The organism is Curvibacter sp. EU05-FHT14A10, from assembly GCF_058791075.1.
Genome location: NZ_JBYTDE010000004.1, coordinates 319,927 through 345,730, shown reverse-complemented (window position 1 = coordinate 345,730; position 25,804 = coordinate 319,927). Strand labels below are relative to the sequence as shown.

21 protein-coding genes are annotated in these 25,804 nt (G+C 60.8%); 13 read left to right on the top strand and 8 right to left on the bottom strand.

Going from position 1 to position 25,804, the window contains the following annotated elements:
* Positions 1-13: 13 nt before the first annotated feature.
* The 5 genes from AC3WUT_RS10130 (at position 14) to AC3WUT_RS10110 (ending at position 8,554) form a co-directional block, all read left to right on the top strand.
* Positions 14-1,555: a type I restriction-modification system subunit M gene (locus AC3WUT_RS10130; RefSeq protein WP_492346951.1), complete on the top strand. Its 1,542-nt coding sequence runs from the start codon at positions 14-16 to the stop codon at positions 1,553-1,555.
* Between the two features lie 101 nt (positions 1,556-1,656).
* Positions 1,657-2,871, top strand: a complete 1,215-nt coding sequence (locus AC3WUT_RS10125) for a restriction endonuclease subunit S (RefSeq protein ID WP_492346950.1) — start codon at positions 1,657-1,659, stop codon at positions 2,869-2,871.
* A complete protein-coding gene (locus tag AC3WUT_RS10120; RefSeq protein WP_492346949.1) occupies positions 2,868-6,170 on the top strand; it encodes a type I restriction endonuclease subunit R in 3,303 nt (1,100 codons plus the stop codon). Before AC3WUT_RS10125 ends, AC3WUT_RS10120 begins: the two co-directional genes overlap by 4 nt.
* 2 nt (positions 6,171-6,172) lie before the next feature.
* Positions 6,173-6,922: a M48 family metallopeptidase gene (locus tag AC3WUT_RS10115; protein WP_492347063.1), complete on the top strand. Its 750-nt coding sequence runs from the start codon at positions 6,173-6,175 to the stop codon at positions 6,920-6,922.
* Between the two features lie 36 nt (positions 6,923-6,958).
* A complete protein-coding gene (locus tag AC3WUT_RS10110) occupies positions 6,959-8,554 on the top strand; it encodes a TIGR04141 family sporadically distributed protein (protein ID WP_492346948.1) in 1,596 nt (531 codons plus the stop codon).
* Positions 8,555-8,626: 72 nt separating this feature from the next.
* On the opposite strand, the gene AC3WUT_RS10105 is transcribed toward AC3WUT_RS10110, so the two are convergent.
* From AC3WUT_RS10105 to AC3WUT_RS10095, 3 genes are all read right to left on the bottom strand, one after another.
* Complete coding sequence (locus AC3WUT_RS10105) at positions 8,627-9,631, bottom strand: site-specific integrase (protein ID WP_492346947.1); 1,005 nt, start codon at positions 9,629-9,631, stop codon at positions 8,627-8,629.
* 92 nt (positions 9,632-9,723) lie between these two features.
* Positions 9,724-10,065 carry a hypothetical protein gene (locus AC3WUT_RS10100; protein WP_492346946.1) on the bottom strand — a complete coding sequence of 114 codons (342 nt, stop codon included), beginning with the start codon at positions 10,063-10,065 and terminating at the stop codon, positions 9,724-9,726.
* A gap of 236 nt (positions 10,066-10,301) precedes the next feature.
* On the bottom strand, positions 10,302-11,063 hold the full coding sequence (locus AC3WUT_RS10095; RefSeq protein ID WP_492346945.1) for a hypothetical protein: 762 nt from the start codon (positions 11,061-11,063) through the stop codon (positions 10,302-10,304).
* Between the two features lie 403 nt (positions 11,064-11,466).
* Here AC3WUT_RS10095 and AC3WUT_RS10090 point away from each other — a divergent pair, with 403 nt between their 5' ends.
* Positions 11,467-13,674: an ankyrin repeat domain-containing protein gene (locus AC3WUT_RS10090; protein ID WP_492346944.1), complete on the top strand. Its 2,208-nt coding sequence runs from the start codon at positions 11,467-11,469 to the stop codon at positions 13,672-13,674.
* 581 nt (positions 13,675-14,255) lie between these two features.
* The gene (locus AC3WUT_RS10085; protein WP_492346943.1) at positions 14,256-15,326 is read left to right on the top strand and encodes a hypothetical protein; all 1,071 of its coding nucleotides are present in this window, start codon (positions 14,256-14,258) and stop codon (positions 15,324-15,326) included.
* A gap of 316 nt (positions 15,327-15,642) precedes the next feature.
* Here AC3WUT_RS10085 and AC3WUT_RS10080 read toward each other — a convergent pair whose 3' ends face one another.
* Positions 15,643-15,840: a hypothetical protein gene (locus tag AC3WUT_RS10080; RefSeq protein WP_492346942.1), complete on the bottom strand. Its 198-nt coding sequence runs from the start codon at positions 15,838-15,840 to the stop codon at positions 15,643-15,645.
* Positions 15,841-16,463: 623 nt separating this feature from the next.
* On the opposite strand from AC3WUT_RS10080, the gene AC3WUT_RS10075 reads away from it, so the two are divergent.
* Positions 16,464-16,709 (top strand): hypothetical protein, encoded by a 246-nt coding sequence (locus AC3WUT_RS10075; RefSeq protein WP_492346941.1) that lies wholly within the window; start codon positions 16,464-16,466, stop codon positions 16,707-16,709.
* A 16-nt stretch (positions 16,710-16,725) separates the two neighbouring features.
* On the opposite strand, the gene AC3WUT_RS10070 is transcribed toward AC3WUT_RS10075, so the two are convergent.
* Positions 16,726-16,953 carry an ATP-binding protein gene (locus AC3WUT_RS10070; protein ID WP_492347062.1) on the bottom strand — a complete coding sequence of 76 codons (228 nt, stop codon included), beginning with the start codon at positions 16,951-16,953 and terminating at the stop codon, positions 16,726-16,728.
* Between the two features lie 105 nt (positions 16,954-17,058).
* On the opposite strand from AC3WUT_RS10070, the gene AC3WUT_RS10065 reads away from it, so the two are divergent.
* On the top strand, positions 17,059-17,706 hold the full coding sequence (locus AC3WUT_RS10065; protein ID WP_492346940.1) for a LysE family translocator: 648 nt from the start codon (positions 17,059-17,061) through the stop codon (positions 17,704-17,706).
* Positions 17,707-17,885: 179 nt separating this feature from the next.
* Positions 17,886-18,449 (top strand): sugar transferase, encoded by a 564-nt coding sequence (locus AC3WUT_RS10060; RefSeq protein WP_492346939.1) that lies wholly within the window; start codon positions 17,886-17,888, stop codon positions 18,447-18,449.
* 28 nt (positions 18,450-18,477) lie between these two features.
* On the opposite strand, the gene AC3WUT_RS10055 is transcribed toward AC3WUT_RS10060, so the two are convergent.
* Together AC3WUT_RS10055 and selD are read right to left on the bottom strand one after the other, a co-directional pair.
* Positions 18,478-18,636 carry a hypothetical protein gene (locus AC3WUT_RS10055; RefSeq protein WP_492346938.1) on the bottom strand — a complete coding sequence of 53 codons (159 nt, stop codon included), beginning with the start codon at positions 18,634-18,636 and terminating at the stop codon, positions 18,478-18,480.
* Complete coding sequence (gene selD, locus AC3WUT_RS10050; RefSeq protein WP_492346937.1) at positions 18,633-19,691, bottom strand: selenide, water dikinase SelD; 1,059 nt, start codon at positions 19,689-19,691, stop codon at positions 18,633-18,635. The genes AC3WUT_RS10055 and selD overlap by 4 nt, the downstream gene beginning before the upstream one ends.
* 36 nt (positions 19,692-19,727) lie before the next feature.
* Here selD and mnmH point away from each other — a divergent pair, with 36 nt between their 5' ends.
* The 3 genes from mnmH (at position 19,728) to AC3WUT_RS10035 (ending at position 24,045) form a co-directional block, all read left to right on the top strand.
* On the top strand, positions 19,728-20,822 hold the full coding sequence (mnmH, locus tag AC3WUT_RS10045; RefSeq protein WP_492346936.1) for a tRNA 2-selenouridine(34) synthase MnmH: 1,095 nt from the start codon (positions 19,728-19,730) through the stop codon (positions 20,820-20,822).
* Positions 20,823-20,906: 84 nt separating this feature from the next.
* Positions 20,907-22,430, top strand: a complete 1,524-nt coding sequence (locus AC3WUT_RS10040) for a GGDEF domain-containing protein (RefSeq protein WP_492346935.1) — start codon at positions 20,907-20,909, stop codon at positions 22,428-22,430.
* Complete coding sequence (locus AC3WUT_RS10035; protein WP_492347061.1) at positions 22,420-24,045, top strand: alkaline phosphatase D family protein; 1,626 nt, start codon at positions 22,420-22,422, stop codon at positions 24,043-24,045. The genes AC3WUT_RS10040 and AC3WUT_RS10035 overlap by 11 nt, the downstream gene beginning before the upstream one ends.
* 8 nt (positions 24,046-24,053) lie before the next feature.
* Here the strand turns inward: AC3WUT_RS10035 and AC3WUT_RS10030 are convergent, their stop codons facing one another.
* Positions 24,054-25,712, bottom strand: coding sequence for an acyl-CoA synthetase (locus tag AC3WUT_RS10030; RefSeq protein WP_492346934.1), 1,659 nt, complete (start codon positions 25,710-25,712; stop codon positions 24,054-24,056).
* Positions 25,713-25,804 lie beyond the last annotated feature (92 nt).

Sequence of the window (25,804 nt, the reverse complement as noted above, 5' to 3'; positions counted from 1 at the left end):
GGAATCCAAGACCATGAACGACATCACCACCCAGACCGCACCCGCGCAAAGCTCAACGGTCAGCCAGGACGACATCAACGCCGCCGTCTGGGCCGCATGCGATACCTTCCGTGGCACCGTGGACCCGAGCATCTACAAGGACTTTGTCCTGACCATGCTGTTCCTGAAATACGTGTCGGATGTCTGGCAAGACCACTATGACGCCTACAAAGTGCAGTACGGCGACCACCCCGAACTGATCGAGGAAATGCTCAAGAACGAGCGTTTCGTCCTGCCTGCCAGCGCCAGCTTCTATGCGCTGCACACGCTGCGGCACAGCCCAGGCAATGGCGAGCGCATCGACAAAGCCTTGCACGCCATCGAAGAGGCCAACATCACCAAGCTGCGTGACGTGTTCCAGGACATCAGCTTCAACTCCAACAAGCTGGGTGACGAGCAGCAGAAGAACGACATCCTGCGCCACCTGCTGGAAGACTTTTCCAAGCCTGAACTTGACCTGCGCCCCAGCCGTGTCGGCCAGCTCGACGTGATTGGCAACGCCTACGAATTCCTCATCAAGAACTTTGCATCCACCAGTGGCAAGAAGGCGGGCGAGTTTTACACCCCGCCCGAGGTGTCCTCGCTCATGGCGCGTCTGATGGCGCCGCAAGAGGGTGATGAAATTTGCGACCCCACATGCGGTTCAGGCTCCCTGCTGATGAAATGCGGCCGCTTGATCCGTGAGAACACCGGCTCGCGCAAATACGCGCTCTACGGGCAAGAGGCCATCGGCAGCACTTGGGCCTTGGCCAAGATGAACATGTTCCTGCATGGTGAAGACAACCACCGCATCGAGTGGGGCGACACCATCCGCAACCCCAAGCTGCTCGACAGTGACGCCAGCCTCAAGCACTTCGACATCGTGGTGGCCAACCCGCCCTTCAGTCTGGAAAAGTGGGGCTTTGAAGGTGCCGACGCCGACAAGTTCAGCCGCTTCCGCCGTGGCCTGCCGCCGCGCACCAAGGGCGACTACGCCTTCATCCTGCACATGATCGAAACCATGAAGCCCGGCACTGGCCGCATGGCCGTCGTGGTGCCGCACGGCGTGCTGTTCCGTGGCGCAGCCGAAGGGCGCATCCGCCAGAAACTGATTGAAGAAAACCTGCTCGAAGTGGTGGTCGGTCTGCCTGAAAAGCTGTTCTACGGCACCGGCATCCCCGCCGCGGTACTGGTGTTCCGCAAGAACAAGGCCGACGACAAGGTGCTGTTCATCGACGCCAGCCGCGACTATGAAGCTGGCAAAAACCAGAACTACCTGCGCGAAGCCGATCTGCAACGCATCCTGACCACGGCCTTCACACGGCAGGGTGTGGAGAAATACGCCCACCTCGCCACGCCTACGGAAATCGCCGAGAACGACTTCAACCTCAATATCCCCCGCTACGTGGACACCTTCGAGGAAGAAGCCGAAATCGACCTGATGGCCGTGCGCAAGGAACGCGAACAGCTCAAAGCCGAGCTGGCAGGCCTGGAGGCACAAATGGCCGTGTATTTGAAGGAGCTGGGCTATGAGTAAGTCGCCCAAGCCGTACACAGCAACCTGTAAGCCGAACTTACAGGTTCAAAAGGCGGGCGCTCAGAAATTCCGCCGCACGGTTGCGAAAAAGGGAGAACACGATGCTGCCTAAAACATGGCACCGTTCAACGTTGGGCGAAATAGCACGCATCAGTTCCGGCGGCACACCTGATCGGAGCAAACCCGAATATTGGGGCGGCGACGTGCCCTGGGTCACGACTGGTGAAATCCAGTTCAACACCATCACCGACACCGCTGAGAAGATCACGGCCGCAGGGTTGCAAAACTCGTCTGCCAAGCTCTTTCCGCCAGGCACGCTACTGATGGCCATGTACGGTCAAGGCAAGACACGTGGGCAGGTGGCAAAGCTGGGTATTGAGGCTACGACCAATCAAAACTCTGCAGCCATCTTGCTCAACGATGGCCACGACCCAGATTTTTACTTCCAGTTTCTCTCCTCGCAGTACGAGAACATCAGGGACTTTGGACACTCCGGCGGTATCTCGCATTTGAATGCAGGATTGCTCAAGCAAATCGCAGTCCCCGTCGCTCCTATCAATGAACAGCGTTGCGTCGCCCGAATGCTCGCCACTTGGGATCAATCCATCGCCACTGCGGAAAAATTGATAGCGAATGGTCAAAGGCAAGTAGAGGCTCTACTGCAACACTTGCTCATCAAGCCCGCAGCGCGAGCTGAGTGGGACACGTTTCCAATTGGCGAGGTCTCTGAAAGGGTTCAGCGACGGGCGACTGACGACGAGGACTTGCCTGTTCTCATGATCTCGTCCGGCAGCGGCTTCGTGCGCCAAGACGAGAAATACAGCCGCTTCATGGCTGGTAAGAGCGTCGAGAACTACATCGCGCTGGATCGCGGTGAATTCGCCTACAACAAGGGCAACTCCAAGCTCTACGAGTTTGGCTGCGTCTTCGCGTTGAAGAGGCATGAACGTGGCCTAGTGCCCAACGTTTATGTCTGTTTCAAGCTATCAGCCAAGCTGAACTCAGCTTTCTATGAGCATCTGTTTCGTGCGGACTATTTGCACGACCAACTTGGAGCCCTCGTCAACACCGGCGTTCGCAACAATGGGCTGTTGAACATTCGACCTGTGGACTTTCTGGCTTGCCAGGTGCCGGTGCCACCGTTGGACGTGCAGGGCCAGATTGCAAACGTTCTTACGACTGCGGTGAAATGGGTCGAGAAACAGGAGCGCGATCTTGAACTGCTCAAGCAGGAAAAAACCGTCCTCATGTCCCACCTCCTGACCGGCAAGCGCCGAGTCAAGCTGCCTGACGCTGAAACAGAGGCGCAGGCATGAATACCACGCCCAACTCCCGCGAACAATACAGCGCCCATCTGCCCGCGCTGCACCTGCTGTGCAACCTGGGCTGGAACTTCCTGACCACGGCACAGGCACTGGCCTTGCGAGGCAGCACACGAGAGGTATTACTCAAACCCCGGCTGATCGAGGTGTTGCAAACCCGGCGCTACGAATACAAGGGCGAGTGGTACCCGCTATCACCCAGCGGGATCGACCAGATCGTGCGTGAGTTGTCGGCGCTCAGCCTGGCCGAAGGGTTGATGCCCGCCAACGAACGGCTATACGGCAAGCTGGCGCTTGGCATCACGGTTACCGAGTTCATGCCCGATGGCAAGAAACACCAGCCCACGATCCACGTAATCGACTGGACGGAAGCCACGGCCAACCGCTGGGACGTGACAGAAGAACTGGAGGTGCTGGCCGCGCAGGGCACACACCACCGCACGCCCGATGTGGTGGGCTACGTGAACGGCATCCCCTTGGTGGTGATCGAGGTCAAGCGGCCCGAGACGGGCGGCGGCAGTCACCCAGCCAAGGCCATGGTGACCGAGGGCATCAGCCAGCACCTGCGCAACCAGCGGCCGGACGAGATACCCAACTTGTTTGCGTATGCCCAGTTGCTGCTGTCCATCAGTCAGACCGAGGGGCGCTACGGCACCACGCACACGGCGGCAAAGTTCTGGGCCAAGTGGCGTGAGGAAGAGTTTGATGAGGCGCACATGCAGGCCCTCAAGAACGCCGCATTGAAACCTGCAACGCGCGCCGCATTGTTTGAAGGCAAGCCCGCCGCATTGGTCGCCTACTTCGACGCACTGTGGAGCGCACCCATGCAGGCCACGGACCAGGACCGCTTGCTGGTGAGCCTGCTCACGCCTGTGCGCTTGCTGGAGTTCTTGCGCGGCTATGTGCTGTTCGACCGCAAGGTGGGCAAGATCGTGGCGCGCTACCAGCAGTTCTTTGGCATCCGTGCCCTGCTGGCACGCATCAGCCTGTTGCGGCCCGACGGTGGCCGCGAAGGTGGTGTGGTGTGGCACACCACGGGGTCTGGAAAGAGCTTCACCATGGTGTTCCTGACCAAGGCACTGCTGTTGGTGGATGCCTTGAAAGAATGCCGCGTGGTGGTGGTGACCGACCGGATTGATCTGGAAAGCCAGCTCTCGCGCAACTTCATGACCGGTGGCGCGTTTGGCTCCAGCATCGCCACGCAGAAAGATGGCGAAAAGAGCCGCAGTCTGTCGGGCCGTGACCTGGCCAAGCGGATTGGCAGCGGTACGGAGCGCATCTCGTTCACGCTGGTGCACAAATTCAATACAGCATCCAAGTTGCCCGAGTGCCGCAACGACTCCCCCAACCTCATCGTGCTGGTGGACGAAGGCCACCGCAGCCATGGTGGCGAGACGCACGAGCGCATGAAGAAGGCGCTGCCCAATGCTGCTTACATTGCCTTCACTGGCACGCCGCTGCTGAAGGAGGAAAAGACGGCCAACAAGTTTGGCCCCATAGTGCATGCCTACACCATGCAACGCGCCGTGGAGGACGAAACCGTGGCCCCGCTGCTGTACGAAGAGCGCGTGCCCGAACTAGACATCAACGAGGATGCCGTCAACCGCTGGTTCGACAAGATCACCGTCAACCTCAGTGACGCGCAACGCGCCGACCTGAAAAGGAAGTTCGCCAAGAAGGGCGCCATCTACGGCGCGGCCAACCGCATCGAGCTGATCGCCTGGGACATTGCCACCCACTTCAACGAGAACATCAAGAAGCTCGGTCTGGGCCTGAAAGGCCAGGTAGCTACGGACAGCAAGCTCGACGCCATCCGCTACAAGAAAGCTCTTGACGACACGGGCCTGGTCACCAGCGCCGTGGTGATCTCCGCCCCAGACACGCGCGAAGGCAACTCCGACGTGGACGAGGACACCCTGCCCGAAGTGCAGAAGTGGTGGAAGCAGAACATGGTCGGCCACGGCCATGACCCCGAGACGTATGAAAAGCAGATCGTCAGCGACTTTGGCACGGACAGCGCCCCCGACTTGCTGATCGTCGTGGACAAGTTGCTGACCGGCTTCGACGAGCCGCGCAACACCGTGCTCTACATCGACAAACCCTTGAAGGGGCACAACCTGATTCAGGCAGTGGCGCGAGTGAACCGCCTGCACGATGCCAAGCGATACGGCGTGCTGGTGGACTACCGAGGCATCTTGAAGGAGCTGGATACCGCAATCCGCGCCTATCAAGACCTGGAGACACGTACCCAAGGTGGCTTTGACGTGAGTGACCTGGAGGGTCTCTACCACCAGTTCAGCACCGAGTACAAGCAGCTACCGGCCTTGCACGACAAGCTGTGGTCGTTCTTCAAGTCGGTGGTGAACAAGCTCGACCGAGAACAGTACCGCCAGTTGTTGACCCCAAAGTTCGTGAAGGGGTCCGATGGTGAGGACTACGACGAGCGGCAGAAACTGCGCGATGACTTCTACGAGGCCCTGACAGCGTTTGGTCTGTGCTTGCAGACTGCGCTATCAAGCCGCAGCTTCTTCGAGGACAAGAGCTTTTCCGAAGGCTTGATTGCCCGGTACAAGGCCGATCTGCGCTTCTTCACCGAACTGCGGCAGACGGCACGCCGCGACGCCATGGAGATCGTGGACTACAGCGCTTATGAGGAGCAAATCCGCAAGCTGGTGGACAAGCAGGTCATTGGCACCGAAGTGCGTGAGCCCGAGGGCGTTTACCTGGTGCACCAATTGGGCAAGGCCGAAGACCCGAAAGACTGGTCAGAGGAAAAAACGCGCAACGAAACGGACATGATCCGCACGCGCCTGCGCAAGACCATTGAACAAGAACTGGCCGAAGACCCGTATGCACAAAAGGTGTTTGGCGAGCTGCTGAAGCAGGCCATCGCCGAAGCAGAGGCCATGTTCGACCACCCACTGAAACAGTACGCCTTGTTTCAGACCTTTGAGCAGCAATTGGAATCCCGCGTCACGCCTGGCGTGCCGGATGTGTTGGCAGACAAGCCACATGCCAAGGCCTACTTCGGCGCGATCCGCCTGGTGCTGGGTGACGAGGCGTTTGCCGCGCTGAGCAGCGATGCGGTGGGTAGTTTGGTGCAGCAAGCCATGGCCATGGATACCGTGGTGCGCGATGCCGTGGCCGAGAACTCGCTCAACCCGCAGAACATCGAAGCCGCCATCCGCAAGGGCTTGCTACCTCTGCTGTTCGGCACGCTGGGCCTGGACAACGCCAAGCTGGTGGTGGAGCAGGTCATTCAGATCACCCGCGTGGGATTGAGCAAGTCTTGAGCATGCAAGACGTTGAGCGCACATCCCAACATCGCTTTGCCTATGGCGGCGAAGTGATCGCCTTCAGCCTGCGCCGCCAGTCATCGCGCACCGTGACGCGCGTTGCCATTCATGTTGAGCCCGACGCGCGCGTGCTGGTAGACGCACCGGACGCCGCACCATTGGCAGACGTGCTGGCTGCGGTGAAGAAGCGCGCACGATGGATCAGCCAGCATGTGGGCGCTGCTAGGGCGCGACGGGCCCACGTGCTCCCCCGCGACTATGTGAGCGGTGAATCGCTGCACTACCTGGGCCGCCGCTATCGCCTGAAAGTCATCGTCAACGCCGACGCCGCCATTGAGGCACGCATGCGCGGTGCATTCATCTCTGTGACAGTACCGGAACACGACCCGAGCACCATCAAGTCAGCACTGGATGCCTGGTACCGGCAGCGGGCACGGGAGCTGTTCGCAGACCGTCTTGCCGCCGTGGCCGCCCCACTACGTTGGGTCAACCAGCTACCACCGACACGCCTGCAGTTCATGACCGTGCAATGGGGAAGCTGTTCCCCATCGGGCCGCATCACGCTGAACCCGTTGCTGGTGAAGGCCCCACGCGAGTGCATTGAATACGTGCTGCTCCACGAACTTTGCCACCTGCTTCACCACAACCACAGCCCAAAGTTCTACCGAACTCTGGACCGCCACATGCCGAACTGGCGAGCGGTGAAGGAGAAACTGGACAACATGGCGGAAGAAGTGTTCCGCGCCTGAAAATTATTTCAAAAAACCAAGTGAAGGGAGAGTGCCATGGCGAGTTCAGGAGCCCCAGTACGGCTTAGCGTTAGCGTTTACCTGCTGAGAGCATCCAAGGTCACGGAGGCACGTCAACAACTAACTGCCGTTAGTGCGTCAGTCTCTCCCTTGGTCGAGTCGGTTCCCGACGGCATTTTTATGGCGCTGCCTTCTGACGCGGAGCCTCCAAAATGGTTGGGGCAAGTTTCCAGTTTGCTACTGCCGAATGCAGCACCCCAACTTGAAAGCCAGTCTCCAGGTGGCATCCTTTGGGTACCGAGGAACGGCAAGACCTTCGTTTTTACTTTTGGATATGGCCACTCCAAGGTCAAGGATGAGTGGGTCGATCCGGAATTCGGCAAGACCGTCGCCTTGGCAGTGGTTCCACAAGTTCAAGTCCGCGAGGTCAGGGCCGAGCAGGTGTTTGCAAAGCGGCACATTGCGAACGAGCGAGCACCAAGGGCATCTGCCGTTCGCGAGTTTGGTTTTGAACCTGATCGCGATTTGGTCGCTGCGGTTGAAGGTGTCCCAGAATCCACTTACTTCCCGCTCCTGGGTACAAAGGTACGCGGAGGCGTGTCGTTCAAGTTCGACATGGACGTTGCCAAACTGCTCGACACACTGGATCAAATCATTGAGCGATTCGACTCAAACGATCACCGTGTCCGTTGGCCGCAAGCCAACAATCTCGTCCCCGTTCGCGATGAGGCCACGATTGACCAACTGGACGCACTGCTGGCAGGCATTCTGGCCGGACCCAACCCTGAGAGCGCGATCACTTTTGCCGCGCCGACCGAACGCAGCGGTGACAAGCCATATCCCCAACATTTCGTCATTGGACGGATGCGCGCCAACCCTGCCACCTCCCCTTACTTGATGTTTTCAAGTTGGCAGCGACATGTTTTGTCAAAGGGCGAGGCAGTCGATCTGGATGCAGCCAAGACCACGCGAGTTCATCTGCTGGATGAAGATAAAGAGGAAATTGACACCTGCTCAATTTATGCCTGCATGGGTGTCGAAGTTTCCCACGGCGGCATCACTCATGTCCTGTCATCTGGCTCTTGGTACGCAGCAGATCGACAATTCATCGCCAGTACAAATCAAGTCTTGGGGACGATTGGCGCACCGAAACTTGGCCTTTTGGCGTGGAACATGGCAGACCATGAGGGGCCTTACAACGAGAAGGCTGCGAATGCAGATCCAGACCTTTGGCTCTTTGACAAGGAGCTTGTCCAGTTTGGTGGGGGGGCATCGCGTTTCGAGTTCTGCGATGTCATGCACTTGCCGTCCAAGACACTGTACTTCGTCAAGCATCCTACTGCCTCAGCGGGCGTGAGCCACCTGTGTGAGCAGGTACGTCGCACCGCGGAGACGTTTTTTGACACCGACCCGTCTTACCGACAAAAGCTGGCTGCCAGAGTGAATTCCGTCGGAAAAGGCTGGGACACCACATGGCTCGCAAGTCAACCCAAACGGCATGAATGGAATCTGTGCATGGTCTTGATGGGAAAGCAGCTCAATGACCTGCCGTTCTTTGCAAAATGCGGCATATCCCGATTGGTCGGGGAATTGGAGCGGCGAGGGTTCATCGTATCTTTTCAGGCAGTTTGAGGCGCTACTCGGAAGTAGTCCTGATTCAACCTATTTCTCGGTGAACGTTGCTCCAGGCCTGAGTTCGACCGACTACAAAAGGGAGCGAATGCGCCGCTGCTCCACCACGCGCAGGTACTTTTGCAAGGACTGAATGCCCCGGTGCTGGGTCACTTGGGCGATCTCGGCAATAGGCCGCTGCATCGCCGCTGCCGTTGTCACAAAGCCGGCCCGAGCCGAATGTGAACTGTAGTCACTGGGGTCGCGCCCCGACAGCGCCACCGCCTGCTTGATGATGCGGGCAACCGAACTTACGTGCATGCGGGTGGTGCCGACCACTTCGCCCTGGCTGACACTGCGAAACAGATAGCCCCCATCCACACCTGCGACTTTGCGCCAGTGCTCGATGGCCCGCACCGGACACACCATGCCCATTGCGAAGGGGATGCTGATGGTGGCTCCACGTTGTTGCTGGTCGGTCTTGCTCTTCGGCAAAAACAGGTCCAACCCGAATTCGTGTGGTGTCAGGTCCTCCACGCGAACGTCCACCGCCGAATGCCGCCGCAGTGCGCCGCTGAACATCAGCAGCAGCAACGCCACGTCCCTGGCCGCACGAATGGGCTTCTGGCGCTGTTGAACCGCAGCCACCACCATCAGCAAGTCATCGCGCACCAGCGGTTTCACGGCGCGCTGTGCCGCCCCAACGGTTCTGACTAGGCCCGAATACACCTTCTTCACTCGGGCGTCGATAGGCGATGGCAATCCACGGTCCTTGTGCCACGCGTGCAGGGAAATCATGCGGCGCTGGATCGTGGCGGGCTTGAGCTTGCTGGCCACCTTGACCAACCAGTCCACCGCATCGGCTGGTGTGGCGGGCAACGGGTATCCCATGGCCAGGTAGTAGGCGATGTCGCCCGCATAGGCTTTACGGGTGGATGCTGCCAAACTGGCCTCTGCCAAGTCATCGGCGGTCATGGTGGCGATGCCGGTCGGGGTTGTATCGGTGCTCTGGCTCGGGTTTCTTGACATGGTTACCTCTTGGTTTGGTGCGCGTTTTGCGCACGCGAGCACGCGCGTGAATTTGTGTTTTACGCGCACACTTCAAAAAACGAAAGCCGCGACGGTGCGCGGCTCGGTGGGGAGTGATCGTGGCGACGGCAGACCTGCCTGCCATCCCTTGCGGCTCATTCCTAGTAGTCGGCGGGCATGAGTACGCAGGTGCTGAGCCTGCGGCCATCGTCATCCGCTGCTTCAGTGATGACCCAAACCCGTTCATGACTATCGCCCACCTCGTAGGCCGAGAAGATGCGCGCACCGGTCTGCAATGCCATCACGTTGCTGGCCTGGTCGTCGGCATCCAGCGAACCAGGGTCGAGGTACAGGTGCCGCCGCACCAATTCGAGCGGCGAGACGCCGACGCCTTCCAACAGGGCCAGCGCGGCGGGGGTGGCAACCACTTTGCCAAGCTCAAACCTGGGACTGCCGACGGCAGGTGGCAGCGAGCATGGCTGTTTCGATATGGATTCGTTCATTTGCGTGTCCTTGATGATGGAGTGATGCCATCAGGCGCACGCACACGGCGACACGCAGCCAAGCCTTTGCGGGCTTGGCTGTGCAACGTCAGGGATCAATTGGGGGTGGGTACGCCAGTGGCGTTGGCTCGGCCGCCGCCGGTGCTTGCCGCATGGCGGCTGGTGTGGTGGCGTGAGCTGGTGATGATTTTCGCAGGCGACTCGCGTGGTCGCTGATCGCGATAACTTTGTGCAGATCAATCATCCGGCCCCTTTTTGGCGGCATCCTGTACTCGCTTGATCCCCTGAAGTCGCTTCGCATGCGGCTTAACCTTCTCAAGCACGAGCTGTGTTGCTTCTGGGGTCAACCACTTCGGGCCTGCTTGGGACCGAACATGCTCCGCCTTGTGCAGCAAGGCCTCACGCTGCTCCCACGTGGCGTTGTTGCCATAGGCAAGCTTCGCTGCCTCTTCCACCAGTTTCTCAAAGGGACTGGAATGCCCGCCCATCGAGTAAATGTCCTGCTGAGTGACAGAGGCAACCTCAAGCACAACCTCGCTTTGGGTATTGCCATAGCGCCCAGCGCCATCGTGATAGGCGACGATGCTGCCTTTGTGCTGCTCCAGCGCCGAGCAAAAGGCCGGATCCTGATACAACTCACGCAGATTAACAATGACGCTTCCTGGCTCGGGATGAACGCACAGGATGACTCCTTGGTAATCCTGCCCCTGGGGTGGCACGCCTCCCTTGAATCCTTTTGAAATCTCAATGTCGAGCGTCCAAGAGGAAATTTTTTCGGGTAAACGATTCTCCCCAATGAGTTTCCAAACACCACCTTTCGGCAAAGCAACTTGCCTGAAACAACACAGCAAACAGGAACGGTACCTATCAGGAATAGTCGCGCACACGTCCCTCAGTTTCGCTCCGCGCTTCATGTTTTGCTTAGCGTCCCCTCCACGCTGCCAATCGCTGATTGCTTGGAGAAATTCGAGGGTGAACGGATTAGGCATGTCAGACATGGTACCGGCTTCAATAGCGCGAGGCCGTTTATCCGTGGCACATGGAGGCATTGACGACGCGGCCACTGGTGTCGAGGATCGGTTGCCGAGAAATTTACGAGAATCATTCGGTGCCGTGTCGTGATCGAAATCAGTGCCTACGGGAGGATATCGACGTGCTGCTTTTGGCACGCTTTTCCCGATAGGACTGATATGAACACGAAGACTTCCACCCCGGCCGGCCCCGCATCGCCGATGACTCCTGCTGCGGCTTCCCGCATTCAGGGAGCGACGGCCAAGTGCAATGGCGGCGGCGTTGCCAAGGGCAGCTTTGCGGCGCGCGCGCAGAGTTCCGCCGCGAAGGGTGGCAAACGCTAAATCGGCACGGGCGGCATCCCTGCCGCCCTGTCCAGACAAAACAGATATGAAGACCTACGTTTTTCCCCAGCTCGGCTTGCTGCTCCGGGCACTCATCACCAGTGCGGGCTACCGTCGCCGAATCACCGACCTCGGCCTGGACAAAGACCTTGACGACTTGGCATCCGACTCACGCCCGGGCTCATCGTGCGACTTGATGCAGCAAATCGAAGACGCCGTTCAGCGCGATATGGCAGCGGACTGCGGGGTGCAGTGGGCACAATTCTTCCGCTTGGCTTGGCACAAAACGCGCGATGCCATTCAGCAGTCCGTTCGGTCGGTCGATACCGGCCCCATCGCTGATGAATCAGGGTGCGAGGTGGTTCGCCTCGGCTTTGAGGTTCCGATGTTGTCGGGCCTTGTGAGGCTGGTGGCTCACCAACACCCTGGCATTGATATCGACTCCTGGTGGACCAGTCCAGTGGCAGCCTGGGTCAAGCTGGCAGCGAACGTCGCAAAGTTGACCGAAAGCGAAGCTGTGTCACGTCTTCATGAAACTCCCAGGACAACGGAGCGTTGGATGGCTGGCGAGCCCACCCGTGAGTTGCAGTGGCCCTTCCGCACGACCGTGTTACAGGTTCTTGGCGGCAACAGCGACAGGAAGCAGCACTCGCCCCTGGATGTGGACCAGCTCACTGGCTGGCTGACCTTCGCCGTCGCCTTCCAGTCGCTGCCCATAGAGACCCGGGAACTCGTACGGCGAGATTTCGAGCTGAGGCGGCAGCATCCATGGTCGCTGCAAGAGTTCCTGACCAAACTGACTCACCAGAGTCTGATTACTGGGGCACAGCCAGTTCGCGAATTGGCAGTTCCGCTTCTGACCCAAATCGAGCTGCATTTCTCAGTGGAACTGCGTAACCTTGATGCAGCACAACGTGATCTGAACAGCTTTCAACGCCTTATCGAGCAGGAATCCCCGCATTGGCGACGGTCGTATCAGCACATCCACGACTGGTTCGCTGGAAGACTCGCCGCAATAAAGGGCTGCGAGGCCGATGCGTTGGACCTCTATGCAAGAGCCATTGAGGGAGTCTGGTGGTTCGGTGGCCCGAACCAACTGCCGATGCTGAACGAGGCACTGCTGTATGCAGTAGGCGTGGGCGACAGCGTCGCGGCCAAACACTACTGGGACAAGACATTCATGCTGGGCCTCAACCGATGGCCGAAGCGACCGCTCGATGAACAAGAGCGCCGCCGACTGGCCTTCGCATTCGAGCGCCAGTTTTCACCCCAGAAGGCGAAGGATCGAGTTCCACCACCGGTCGAATTCATCTTGAGGGAGACACCCTTTGAACTCAGCCAGGAACAGTTGAAGAATCCGAACCGTAAGGTGAAACACGCCGAAGGGCGAACTCGGCGAACACCATTGATGGACGCCGCACGCGAGGGCTCACTCGCTGAGGTCAAGCGCGCTGTTGCAGCCGGTGGTGATCCGAACGACTTCATCAAGGAATCCGGGGAGGGGCCACTCACCTATGCCATGCGCCGGGCGTGCGACCGGGGTGATCCGGTCATCATGAACTACTTATTGCAGCTCGACTTGTCGAAGGAAACGGTCAACCGCCAGGCGTCTACCAGCCGCGAAACGCCACTGAAGATTGCCATCGAGATGGCCGACGCGGCAGCCGTCGAGCGGCTGATTATGTTGGGGGCCGATGTCGAACAGGCCAGCGACTATGTGCCGTCGGCGCTCTGTTACGCGATGCTGCTCTTGCACGGCAGCATTCACCGTACCGACACGACCCAAGAAACAGCGTACCTGGCGGGAAAGACCAGGGCCGACGTCCACGACGCCAAGGACGGCGCCGCACTGGACATCGAACTGGCCACGCGACGTCAGAGGCAAGCAGCTCTCCGTGACGCGTCGCCGAGAAATCGCGCCATCTTCGATGCTGTGATGGAGCACTACATCCGGCCCGCCGCGCCACGTCGCAAGGTGGTTCTCACGCTGCTGAAATGTGGCGCCGACGCCAACCGACGCTACAAGGTCGAACCTCACGATCTGGCCGAATGGACGCCAACCCTGTTTGCTGCGCAGGTCGGAGACATCGACATGTTCAAGTCTTTGATCGAGCATGGCGGGAACCCGGACTTGCAGTTGATGCAGTCGTCCGCGCTGGAACGTTATGACGCCCTGTGGGTTGCAGTGGACCACGGGCGCCATGCCATCGTGGATTTTCTTGTGAAGCGCGCAAGTGGTTCAAGGAGCGGCTGAGTAGCGCACCGACTTTTCCAGAATTCGGTTCGGCGCCGTGTCGGGACTTTGCAGTGCCGAAATCAGATCCTCCTGTTGTTGCATCAACGGGGGGACTTTCATGCGCTACTGTCGGGACAAACAGATCAACAAGTTGGTCGCAGACCTTGTGCGCGAGGGTTGGCAGTTCAGCCGAGGCAAACACGGCAAGCTGCGCACCCCGTCTGGCAATGGGTTCGTGACAGTCCCCAGCACTCCGAGCGACCACCGAACGTTCCAGAACCTCTGCCGGGACATACGCATCCAAGCCAAAAGGATTTCGCTCGTGGCGATGACAACTCCGCTGGACCATAATTCACACAAACATTTAGGGAGTGAGAATTTTGAACACCGATTTTGACAATACATGTCGCAGTTTGATGGCGCGAGTCTGCAACTCTGACAATCCATCGGAAGCTCTGTCCGTGTACCGCGCGGCGGCCCCCTTCCTAAAGGACTGCAGATTCGTGCTCGCATCAAAAAGTGGTGCTACGCCAGGGTTTGCGGTAAATAGGACATTCTCCAACGGGGCATCAGTCCGAAGTCTCTTCAAGACTAATAACGTGCTCGTTTTGGACGACACCACAGTTGCCGAAATGGACAAGGGAACAGCAACCTACCCCATTGACTTTTCGATTTCGCTAGATACACAAGCGTTGAGCTACCTGGCCCCGCACCTTGCCGGCAAGATCGCAGGCATACCTCTGGATTTCAAGGAGGTCTTTGAATTCATTGCGCGTGATGATGTGCATGTCGACCCAATCCCCTACATGCTCGAAAATCTTCATAACCTTGAAAGTGAGGGTGCTGCTGCAAAAATTCTTGAGAAGCTAAAGGCGTACGAGGTGCTGCGAACCATTGACTTGAATTGGCTGAGTAGCCGAGGCGAGGCTCGGTCGACACTTTCGTCAATCGAACTGACTAAGCGCGCGAATGAATTACTCTCACGAATGCAACAAAATAGGGCGGATAGCTCACTGATGACAGAAATTTCTTTCCGTCACCAGTTTATGTATATCCAACTATTAAAAATGGCTTGCATTCAATTGAAGTCGCCAAGCCAGAGTATCAATAAGAAAATGGCAAGTTATGCCGAATTCTGCGACTCCCGACTCGCAACTATGAGTGGCCGAGAAACTGCAATCGCACGAGCGTATTTTGAACGTGGCCAGCAGTTGGAATTTTTCGGCAAAATTCAAAAGAAAGGCAAAGACTTGTTCGGCACGCTAGATGGGATGGCGTGGGACTTGTGGCACGTTCAACAGTTGGAAATAGCGATGACCCTCAAACCCGATGAGAACGCACGCTACTTTTTCCCGGCCCTGCTCACATTTGACAAAAGATTCATTGAGATAATGGATTTGTACCCCCTCAAGGCTTGTGCCTATCGGACAAACGACCCGGAACCTATGCCTTTTTTTGATGGTGACTTTTTCGATCTCGTTGCAACAGATTCAAATTCAAGGGACGAGTTTATCGAACGTTTCTACTCATCAGCTGCGAGAGATTCACGTGTAAAGCGGCGGGAATCTGCGAAGTCCGAAATTCCCAACCTCATTGTGGAATTGGAGGCTGACTTAGGTCACGTTGCGAATGTAGAACCGCCGCTTCGGACCGCTTTCAGTATTAGCTGATCCTAATCTCAGGTCCATGGCACACTTGCGGCACAGTGACACTGATCGTCAGTGAAAACCTGCGACAATTGAAACGACGTCGGGCATCAGAGGCAGTTGATTTCATTAGCCCTCAGTTGTCGTCAGATGTCATCCGTTTAACCTTCGAATTGATTCGTAATGAGAAGGTCGGGTGTTCGATTCATCTCTCCGGCACCAAATGGAAGCCCCAGGTTCGCAAGAGCCTGGGGCTTTTTGTTTTCCGGTGGTGCTCAGGGCCTCAAAGAGGTGCCGTGCATGCCAGGGCCTGCTATACAGAACTGGGCGAACAAGCCCTTCACCCGACGCGCTTACTCAAGGCCCAGATGCAGGCCCCCACAGCCAGAAGATCAGCCACATCCCTGTCATAACCTTCTGCCTTGGGATCCAGCCGTTCCAGCAGTGAGGCGATGTTGGCAATGGCCACGTCCGGGTCCGCGGCCCCACCGCTGGCTTCGGTCTCCAGGATTCTGAGCATGGCGTCGGGTTGTTTCATGGCGTTAACAGGGCGGTTGAGGCTGGCGTTGTGGCAGACACCCAAGGATAGCGAAGCCTTCAGCAGGCGTCACGTCAACGCTGTTGCGACCACCCCGTAAATCGCTTGTTGGCCCTCATCTCGGCGATCGGCCCACCTCAGCGAGGGCACGTGGTGGCAGGTTCGGGCAGGCCTCAGTTTCTCAGAAGGGGCCCAATCTCAAGCCCAGAAAGACGAGGTAGCGCTTCTCACAGCCATGGCATTCAAGGTGCCGACTCCCCGGGAGAAACCGCATCCACAGGTCGCGGGCCACGCGAAACAAGGGCTCGTGACAGCGGCTGCAACGCGGCCTGCTTTCATGCCTGAGCGCTGTGTTGGATGAAACTGTGCTCATGAACGACCTCCTTACCGACCTCGGTCATGTCGAACAGACACGCCGCCGCATGCGATTGCTGCGTTGCAACATGTTACGCCTCCACCGTGACAAGCCCAAGAATTTCTGCGAAAGGGCCAGGGGTAAGGGGACTCCCCCCTCAGACCGAAGTCACCTTGAAACGTATCTGCTCAACCACTTACCAAAATTGGGCGATGCGCGCCCTGTTCAGGTTTGCCAAACTCGCGCGAACCGCAGGGAGAACGACAACGTGACAGCAGACTTTTCATTTGAAGATGGCGGCTACCTCATCGAGGTGTACGCCAGCGAGGTACAGCCCGGGCAATGGAAGGTTCATTCCGTTTTCCAGCGCCTGAGTGACCTGGATGATGACCACGGCATCGCCACCGCGATCCGACATGAGTCCGACGTGATCTTCGAATCGATGCCCCACGCCATGCTGGCGGGTCGCGAACAGGCCAAGCAACTGGTGCGGCAGGGCTCGGTCGGGCTCTGACAGCCGCGTCCAGAGTTCAAACCCCGTCTATGGGCGGGGCCATGGTGATGGCCCCAAAAGGACAACGCAGTTCACATTTGCGGCACCCCACACAACGATCGGCGTCTTGCAAGGCAGAGAATTTGCGCCAGCCCTGAGCCTGCAAACTCAGAAGGTGCAGATGGCACGTTGGCACACACCAGCCACAGCCCGTGCAACGTGTGGAATTGATCACCGGAATCGGAATGGAACGAGAAGGGTTCATGCAAGCCGTGTTAGAAACCAGAAATAGCCAAAGCCCCTGCCGTGACAGGGCCTGTGCAGGCATGAATGCTGCTGCAGTGATGCTTTGGCACCAGAGTGTGGCTTCATGAACGCTATTTTCTTTTTTCCCGTGGCCGTGGCGATCGCCCTGACACCCGGTCCGAATAATTTCTGCGCCCTGAACAACGGCATTCGCCAAGGCGTGGTCCCGGCCTTGGTAGGCACCTGCGGCCGGGTTCTGGCATTTTCGGTGTTCCTGACGGTGTCGGCCGTGGGCCTGGGCGCCATGCTGCTGGCCTCTGAGGCTGCTTTCAGCACCATCAAATGGGTGGGCGCAGCCTACCTTTTCTACCTGGGCTGGCGGGCCTGGCGCAGTCGCGAGTTCAGCGGACTGGCCCAGACGTCGGACACCGCCGACGTACAGGACGCGCCCGCTGCGGCGGTGCAAGCGCGCAGCTGGCGGGCCTTGATACGGCAGGAATTCCTGCTGGGCATCACCAACCCCAAAGCCATCATTTTGTTCGCTGCGATCTTTCCGCAATTCATTGACCCCAGCCAAGCGGCTGTACCTCAATTTGCGATTTTGGGCCCCACCTACCTGGCCGCCGAGTTCGTGGCCAGCCTGGTTTATGCCGCTGGCGGCCTGCAATTGCGCCGCCTCATTACCACCCAGCGGGCCGTCGTGCGACTGAACAAGGCCACTGGGGGCTTCTTCATGGGGGCGGCCGGGCTGCTACTGGCCTCCAACAAATAAAAACAACGCCCCGCCAGACCGGCCACTACGATCCCCGTCTTCCACGTCATAGCAAGGCGAGACTGAGGTGGCTCCAGCCCTGCCCCGCAGGGGTACCTGTTTCTGAGATTGTGTCAAATGTGTAAAGTCTCAGGCACACTCCGAAGGCTTGCCCCCACGCCCGCGCACTTCCCGCACTGATGAGTAAAAGACTGTTCGATTTCACCCTGGCCAGCCTGGCCTCGATCCTGCTGGGGGTGCCCATGTTGCTGATCGGACTGGCGGTGCGACTCAATTCACCCGGGCCAGCGCTTTACTGGTCACTCCGGGTCGGTCGACAGGGCAAGCCTTTTCTGATGCCCAAGTTCCGCAGCATGCGGGTGGGCACGCCCACGGTCGCCACGCACCTGTTGCCCGATCCAGACAGCCATCTGACGCCTTTGGGCCGTTGGCTGCGCCGCACCAGCCTGGACGAACTGCCCCAGCTGTGGTGCATCGTGCGCGGTGACATGAGCCTGGTAGGCCCGCGCCCTGCCCTGTGCAACCAACAGACACTGCATGCGATGCGCGAGACGGCAGGTGTCCATACCCTGGCCCCAGGCCTCACCGGATGGGCCCAGGTGCATGGGCGCGATGACCTGGACGACACCGAAAAGGCCGCCTACGACGCCGAGTACCTGCGCACGCACTGCCTGGCGCTGGACCTGCGCATTTTGTTCCGGACCGCCGTGCTGGTGCTGCGCGGCGAGGGCATACGACATTGAAACCAGGCCCCCCCGACTGACCGCCACCTCAGCAGAACATCAGGGCCAGCAAGGCCGCATCGTCGGCCAGGTTCAGCAAGGCATAGGCCGACAGACGCAGCAGCCAGAACTGCGCCTGCAAGGGCAAACCCTCCAGGGCCAGCCACCCCGAAAGCGGCGCCAGTGCCTCGGACGCGGGCTCGCTCACTCGAAACGCACCCCGGCACGTGCCCCGGCCGGCAAGGCCTGCATGCGGCCCACGACAACGGCCTCGGCAAATCCGGCCTCATGGAAGGCGCTCAGCACAGCGTCAGCGGCCTCAGGCGCACAACTCACCAACAAGCCGCCGCTGGTCTGCGGATCGGACACCAGGGCCTGCTGCCAGGCCTCTGCGCTGCCGGGCCAGGTGATGTCGCCCCCATAAGAGGCCCAGTTGCGGGCCGAAGCGCCGGTCACCACCCCATCATGGGCAAAGCGCTGGGCAGCCTCGATCAGGGGCAAATCAGCCAGGCTGACCTCGGCCTGCAGAGAAGAACCGCGGCACACCTCCAGCAGGTGCCCGGCCAGACCAAACCCGGTCACATCGGTCATGGCGTGAACGCCGGCCAGCCCGCCCAGGGTGCTGCCCACGCGGTTCAAGCGCGTAGTGTGAGCCAACATCTCGGCATAGCCGGCCTCATCGAGCAGGCCTTTTTTGAGTGCGGCCGACAAGATGCCCACCCCCAGCGGCTTGCCCAGGACCAGCACGTCACCGGCCTGTGCGTCGGCATTGCGCCGCACGCGATCAGGGTGCACCAGGCCCAGGGCCACCAGCCCATAGATGGGCTCCAGCAGATCGATCGAATGCCCTCCGGCCACGGGGATGCCGGCCTCACGGCAGATCTCGGCCCCACCGGCCAAGACTTCGCCGATGGTCTCGGGCGACAGCTTCGCGATCGGCATGCCCACCAGGGCCAGCGCCAGGATGGGCGTGCCGCCCATGGCATAGATATCAGACAAGGCATTGGTGGCCGCAATGCGACCGAAATCTCGCGGGTTGTCAACGATGGGTGTGAAGAAATCGGTGGTGGCCACCAGGGCCTGATGGTCATTGAGGCGGTAAACCGCCGCGTCATCGCTGGTCTCCAGCCCCACCATCAACTCGGGCGGCATCAGGCCACGCGGTGCGCGTGACAAAATCTCGCTCAGCAAGCCGGGGGCAATCTTGCAGCCGCAACCGCCTCCGTGGGAAAACTGGGTCAATGCAGGAGTCGAAGTAGTCATGTCTTATTTTCACGTTTTTTGGCGACAGGGACGCTCATGAGCCGCCGAGCCCCCGTGCAGGTCAGCGAGATTGACCAATTCGACGTCGTGATCGATGCCCGCTCGCCCTCCGAGTTTGCACTGGATCACATCCCGGGGGCCATCAATTGCCCGGTGCTCGATGACGAGGAGCGCCGCATTGTGGGCACGATCTACAAGCAGCAAGGCGCCTTCGAGGCACGTCGCGTGGGCGGGGCCATGGTGGCCGCCAACCTGGCCCGCCACCTGAACGAACGATTTGCTGATCAGCCCGCCGACTGGAAGCCGCTGGTGTATTGCTGGCGTGGCGGTCTGCGCAGCGGCTCGATGGTGGCCTGGTGGCGTCTGGTGGGTTGGGATGCCCAGCAACTGGCCGGCGGCTACAAGCGTTTTCGCCAGCAAGTGGTGTCAAACCTGGCCGAGTTGGCGCCCAGGTTGCGGCTGCAGGTGCTGTGCGGCCCCACCGGCAGTGCCAAGACGCGACTGCTGCACGCGCTGGCCGACCAGGGCGCCCAAGTGCTTGACCTGGAAGGGCTGGCCCGCCACAAGGGGTCTTTGCTGGGCGCCGTGCCGGGGCAAGCTCAGCCCTCGCAAAAGGCGTTTGAGACCGCCCTCGACGCGGCGATCCGCCACTTCGACCTGAGCCGCCCCGTGTGGGTCGAGGCCGAAAGTCGAAAAATCGGACGCATTGCCCTGCCCCAGGCCCTGGTGGACCGCATGCGCAGTGCCCCCTGCCTGGAGCTTCAGGCCTCTTTGTCAGAGCGACTCCGTTTTCTTCTGAACGACTACGCCTACCTGGGAGACGCCCCCGAGCAGCTGGCGCAGCAGTTGGAACCCCTGCGCACCCTGCACGGCCATGAGGTGCTGAACCAGTGGCAGGCCTGGGCCCGACAAGGCCAACTCGCGCCCCTGTTCGAAAGCCTGGTCACGCTGCACTACGACCCTCAGTACGCCCGCTCGCAAGCGCTGCACTTCCGTCACTGGCCCGAGCGGGAGTCCCTCCAAGCCGACTCGCTCACCCCGGCTGCGCTGGCCCTGCTGGCCGCCGATGGACTGGCGCAGCGCGAACTGCCCGAGCCGACAGACAAGGCCGCTTATTCATCTGCGTCATGATTTTTCAAGACTGACAGGGTTATGCTTTCGCCTTTGACACCTTTGTCAGTGCCCGGCGTGCTCGCCCCCTCCTGAACCTCATCCATGGCTGAACGATCGCCCTACGAGATTGCCAAGGAAACGCTCAAGCTGCTTTCCGTGCGCAAGCTGCTGCCCTCGCCCGAGAACTACCTGGCGCTGTATCACGAAGTAGCCGGCACCCGGCATGTGCCCAACTTTCCCGAAGAGCAGTTGCGCAGCATCGCCCGGGTGATGCCGGGCCAGACACCAGCCCAGCAACGCCTGCTGGGCCAATTGGACCAGTCCATCCAAACCCGCAACTGGGTGGGCCTGCAGGCCGCCCTGGTGGGCCTGGCCACCCAGCCCCTGGTGAGCACGCCAGCGCACCTGCCGGACAAACCCGCCGTCACGGACGATCTGATGGCCGAGTTGCGCGAACAGATCGCGCGCCTGATCGAAAACACCCTGCCCATGCTGGGCCAGGATGACCCGCGCCTCAAAGAGCAGGCCGAACAACTGCTGACCTTCGCCCGCCAACCAACGGCCGACGTGAGCACCCTCAAACTGATGCTGGGCAACCTCAGCTTCAAGGTGTCCTTTGCGGCCGAAGACCAGATGGCCATCAAGAGCTCCCTGCTGGAGCTGTTGCACCTGCTGTTTGTGAACATCGGCGAGCTGACGGTGGAGGACAGCTGGGTCAAAGGCCAGATCGACGCGCTGGTCAGCGCCACCACGCCGCCGCTCACACTCAGGCGCCTGGACGACGTGCAGGCCCGCCTGAAAGATGTGATTTTCAAGCAAAGCGAAGCCAAGGCCCGCACGCTGGAAGCGCAAGAGCAGATGAAGCAGATGCTCGCGGCCTTCATCGAGCGCCTGGGTCGCATGACAGAACACAGCAGCGCCTACCAGGGCACGATCGAGAACTGCTCGCGCCAGCTGGAATCGGCCCAGACCCTGGTCGACATCGCCCCCGTGCTGCAAGAGGCCATTCAGGCCACGCGCGCCATGTCCATCGACACCTTGCACATGCGCGACGAACTGCGCGAGATGCGTGAGCGCACCCAGCAGGCTGACGAAGCCCTGCGCCGGCTGCAAGAAGAGTTGGACCGCGCCAGCTCGCAGGCGCGCCACGACCCGCTGACTGGCGCACTCAACCGCAAGGGCCTGGACGAGGCCCTGCAGCGCGAGATCGCCCGGGCCCGCCGCCAGGGCACGGCCATGTGTGTGTCGCTGCTGGATCTGGACAACTTCAAGCGCCTCAACGACAACCTGGGCCACGACACGGGCGACGCCGCCCTGGTGCACTTGGCCCAGGTGGCGCGCAGTACCATGCGCCCGCAAGACAGCCTGGCCCGCTACGGCGGTGAAGAATTCCTGGTGGTGCTACCCGACACCGAGCAGGCCAAAGGCGTTGAGGTGATGAAGCGCCTTCAGCGCGAGCTGACCAAGCAGTTCTTCCTGAAAGACAACGAAAAGGTACTGATCACCTTCAGCGCGGGCGTCGCGCAGGTGGGGGCCGACGAGGAAACCACCGAAGCCATCAAGCGTGCCGACCAAGCCATGTACCTGGCCAAACGGTCCGGGAAGAACCGTGTGGTTGCGGCCTGAGCTGCCTCGGCGCGCGTGGCTGCAAGCCCTGCTGCTGGGCAGCGCGGCTCAGCCCTGGCAGGCCTGGGCCCAGCGCAACACCCCGGCGGGCCTGGCCGCCGATCCATTTGGCCTGGGCGTGGCCAGCGGCTCACCCAGCCATGACAGCGTGGTGCTCTGGACCCGCTTGTGCACTGACGGCCTGGGTCCGAACCAAGTCACTGTGTCATGGGAACTGGCCGAGGACGATCGATTTGCCCGGGTGCTGCAACGTGGGCAGGCCTCAGCCCAGGCCGAGTTGGGCCACAGCGTGCATGTCGAGGTCAAAGGCCTGCAGGCCGAGCGCTGGTACCACTACCGCTTCATGGTCGGCGACGCGGTCAGCGCGGTGGGCCGCACGCGCACTTTTCCGGCCCCAGACGCACTGGCCCCGCGGCTGCGGCTGGCATTTGCCTCTTGCCAGCGCTGGGAGCACGGCCACTATGCGGCCTGGCGTGACGTGGCCACCCGCAGCCCCGACCTGGTGGTGTTTGTGGGCGACTACATCTACGAATACGCCTCGCCCCCGGGCGGCCCCACCCCCCAGGCCAAGACGCCGATCCACCGCGTGCACGCGCTGCGCCGGGCTCAGACCCTGGCCGACTACCGCGACCGCTATGCGTTGCACAAAAGCGACCTGGCCCTGCAGGCGGCCCACGCAGCCTGCCCCTGGCTGCTGACCTGGGACGACCACGAGGTCGAGAACGACTACGCCGGCGATCGGGGTCGCGACAGCAGCGGCGCCGACTTCCTGCGCCAGCGCAGCGCGGCCTACCAGGCCTTCTATGAAAACCAGCCCCTGCGCGCCTCGGTGCTGCTGCACGGTCTGCAAGGCCTGACCCGGCCTGACGCCTTGCGCCTCTACCAGCGCAGCGACTTCGGGCGCCTGGCGCGTTTTCACCTGCTGGACGACCGCCAGTACCGTGCCGTGCAGGCCTGCCGCGAAGCCGCCAGCAGTGGTGCCGGCACTGTGCGCGCGGGCCGCTGTGCCGAGCTGAACGATCCGACCCGCAGCCTGCTGGGCCCGGCCCAGGAGCAGTGGCTGGCCCAGGGCCTGGCTCAGGATGCCGGCCCGCTGGGGCCGCGCTGGAGCGTGATTGCGCAGCAAACCCTGTTCTCGCCGCGCCACTATGGCGGCGCCAGCGCGGCCGCCCGGGCCGATGAACCCACCCCCACCGACCCCTGGGACGGCTACCCGGCGGCCCGTCAGCGCCTGTTGGCCGACCTGCAGGCCACGCCGCCGCGCAACACCGTGCTGATCGGTGGCGATGTGCATCAGAACTACGTGTGCCGGGTGCAGGCCGACCCCGATCGGCCCGATTCACCGGTGCTGGCCAGCGAGTTCTGCGGCACCTCGATCAGCTCACACTCCAGCGCCACGCTGGAGCGCGCCGCCGCCCTGCGGCGCGACAACCCGCACATCCTGCTGGCCCGGCCAGACCAGCGCGGCTACGCCTGGGTAGAGCTGAGCCCGCAACGCTGGCAGACCACACTGATGGCGGTGGATGACCCGGGCCGCGCCGACAGCCCCGTGCGCCCTCTGGCCCGCTTTGTGGTCGAAGATGGCCGCGCCGGGCCTCAGCCCGACACGGTTTAGCTCAAGCCTCAGACGTCGATCGCGCCGGCCGAGCCCGCCTGCTTGCGCAGTTCGAACTTCTGGATCTTGCCGGTACTGGTCTTGGGCAGTTCGCCAAACACCACCGCACGCGGCACCTTGAAGCCGGCCAGGTGCTTCTTGCAATGCGCCACGATGTCTTCGGGCGTGGTCTCAGCACCCGCCTTCAGCTCGACAAAGGCGCAAGGGGTTTCGCCCCAGCGTGCATCGGGCTTGGCCACCACCGCGGCGGCCAGCACGTCGGGGTGGCGATAAAGCACGTCTTCGACTTCGATCGAAGAGATGTTCTCGCCACCCGAGATGATGATGTCCTTGCTGCGATCCTTGATCTTGATGTAGCCGTCCGGGTATTGAACCGCCAGGTCGCCGCTGTGGAACCAGCCCCCGGCAAACGCCTCTTGCGTGGCCTTGGGGTTCTTCAGGTAGCCCTTCATGGCGATGTTGCCGCGGAACATGATCTCGCCCATGGTCTCACCGTCCTGCGGCACCGGCTGCATCGTCTCGGGGTCAAGCACGCGCACATCGCGCTGCAGGTGGTAGCGCACGCCCTGGCGAGCGTTGAGTCGGGCGCGATCGCCGATGTCCAGCGCGTCCCAGGCTTCGTGCTTGGCGCACACCGTGGCCGGTCCATACACCTCGGTCAGCCCATAGACATGGGTCAGGTCAAACCCCATCTGCTCCATGCCCTCGATCATCGAGGCCGGCGGCGCGGCGCCCGCCACCATCGCCCGGATGCCGGCCGGCACACCGGCCTTCAGGGCGGCCGGTGCATTCACCAGCAGGCCGTGCACGATGGGTGCACCACAGTAATGGGTGACACCGTGCTCGCGCATCATGGCAAAGATGGCCTCGGGGTCGACCCGGCGCAGGCACACGTTGACACCGGCCCGCGCGGCCACTGTCCACGGGAAACACCAGCCGTTGCAATGGAACATGGGCAGGGTCCAGAGGTAGACCGAGAACTTGGGCATGTCCCACTCCAGCACATTGGAGATGGCATTCACCGCGGCACCACGGTGGTGGTAAACCACCCCCTTGGGGTTGCCTGTGGTGCCGCTGGTGTAGTTCAAGGCGATCGCATCCCACTCGTCTGCGGGCAACGGCCAGGCATATTCAGGGTCACCACTGGCCACAAACTGGTCATAGGTGGTTTGCCCGAGCCGCAGCGGGGCCTCGCCATAGAGGGCATCCTCCACATCGATCAGCAGCAGCGGGGTCTGGGCCTGGCGCAGCGCCAGAGCCTTTTGCACCACCAGGGCAAACTCGGGGTCGACGATCAGCGCCTTGGCCTCGCCATGGTCCAGCATGAAGGCAATGGTTTCCGGGTCAAGCCGGGTGTTGAGCGAGTTGAGCACGGCCCCGGCCATGGGAACCCCGAAATGGGCTTCGACCATGGGCGGGGTGTTGGGCAACATCACGGCCACGGTGTCGTTCTTGCCGATGCCGGCACGGCTCAGGGCGCTGGCCAGCTGGCGGCAGCGTGCGTAGGTCTGAGCCCAGGTCTGGCGCAAAACCTGCTCACCACGCCCGTGCACGATGGCCAGGCGGTCGGGGTAGACCTGGGCTGTGCGCTCGATGAAGCTCAAGGGGGTGAGACTGGCGTGATTGGCTTCGGTGCGAGGCAGATCCTGGTCATAAAAGGCGGTCATGAGGTCTCCTGAAGTGCGAAATAAGACAGTGCGGGCTGCGCTGGTTTCATTTTGCGGCGACAGCCTTACGCGGGCGTTTCAACCCACAAGGG

Coding starts and splice junctions, on each gene's coding strand:
- AC3WUT_RS10080 (WP_492346942.1), bottom strand. CDS start 15,840: ATGAAACAACCCGACGCCATGCTCAGAATCCTGGAGACCGAAGCCAGC.
- AC3WUT_RS10110 (WP_492346948.1), top strand. CDS start 6,959: ATGGCGAGTTCAGGAGCCCCAGTACGGCTTAGCGTTAGCGTTTACCTG.
- AC3WUT_RS10040 (WP_492346935.1), top strand. CDS start 20,907: ATGGCTGAACGATCGCCCTACGAGATTGCCAAGGAAACGCTCAAGCTG.
- mnmH (WP_492346936.1), top strand. CDS start 19,728: ATGAGCCGCCGAGCCCCCGTGCAGGTCAGCGAGATTGACCAATTCGAC.
- AC3WUT_RS10125 (WP_492346950.1), top strand. CDS start 1,657: ATGCTGCCTAAAACATGGCACCGTTCAACGTTGGGCGAAATAGCACGC.
- selD (WP_492346937.1), bottom strand. CDS start 19,691: ATGACTACTTCGACTCCTGCATTGACCCAGTTTTCCCACGGAGGCGGT.
- AC3WUT_RS10060 (WP_492346939.1), top strand. CDS start 17,886: ATGAGTAAAAGACTGTTCGATTTCACCCTGGCCAGCCTGGCCTCGATC.
- AC3WUT_RS10030 (WP_492346934.1), bottom strand. CDS start 25,712: ATGACCGCCTTTTATGACCAGGATCTGCCTCGCACCGAAGCCAATCAC.
- AC3WUT_RS10130 (WP_492346951.1), top strand. CDS start 14: ATGAACGACATCACCACCCAGACCGCACCCGCGCAAAGCTCAACGGTC.
- AC3WUT_RS10100 (WP_492346946.1), bottom strand. CDS start 10,065: ATGAACGAATCCATATCGAAACAGCCATGCTCGCTGCCACCTGCCGTC.
- AC3WUT_RS10120 (WP_492346949.1), top strand. CDS start 2,868: ATGAATACCACGCCCAACTCCCGCGAACAATACAGCGCCCATCTGCCC.
- AC3WUT_RS10115 (WP_492347063.1), top strand. CDS start 6,173: ATGCAAGACGTTGAGCGCACATCCCAACATCGCTTTGCCTATGGCGGC.
- AC3WUT_RS10090 (WP_492346944.1), top strand. CDS start 11,467: ATGAAGACCTACGTTTTTCCCCAGCTCGGCTTGCTGCTCCGGGCACTC.
- AC3WUT_RS10065 (WP_492346940.1), top strand. CDS start 17,059: ATGAACGCTATTTTCTTTTTTCCCGTGGCCGTGGCGATCGCCCTGACA.
- AC3WUT_RS10070 (WP_492347062.1), bottom strand. CDS start 16,953: ATGAACCCTTCTCGTTCCATTCCGATTCCGGTGATCAATTCCACACGT.
- AC3WUT_RS10095 (WP_492346945.1), bottom strand. CDS start 11,063: ATGTCTGACATGCCTAATCCGTTCACCCTCGAATTTCTCCAAGCAATC.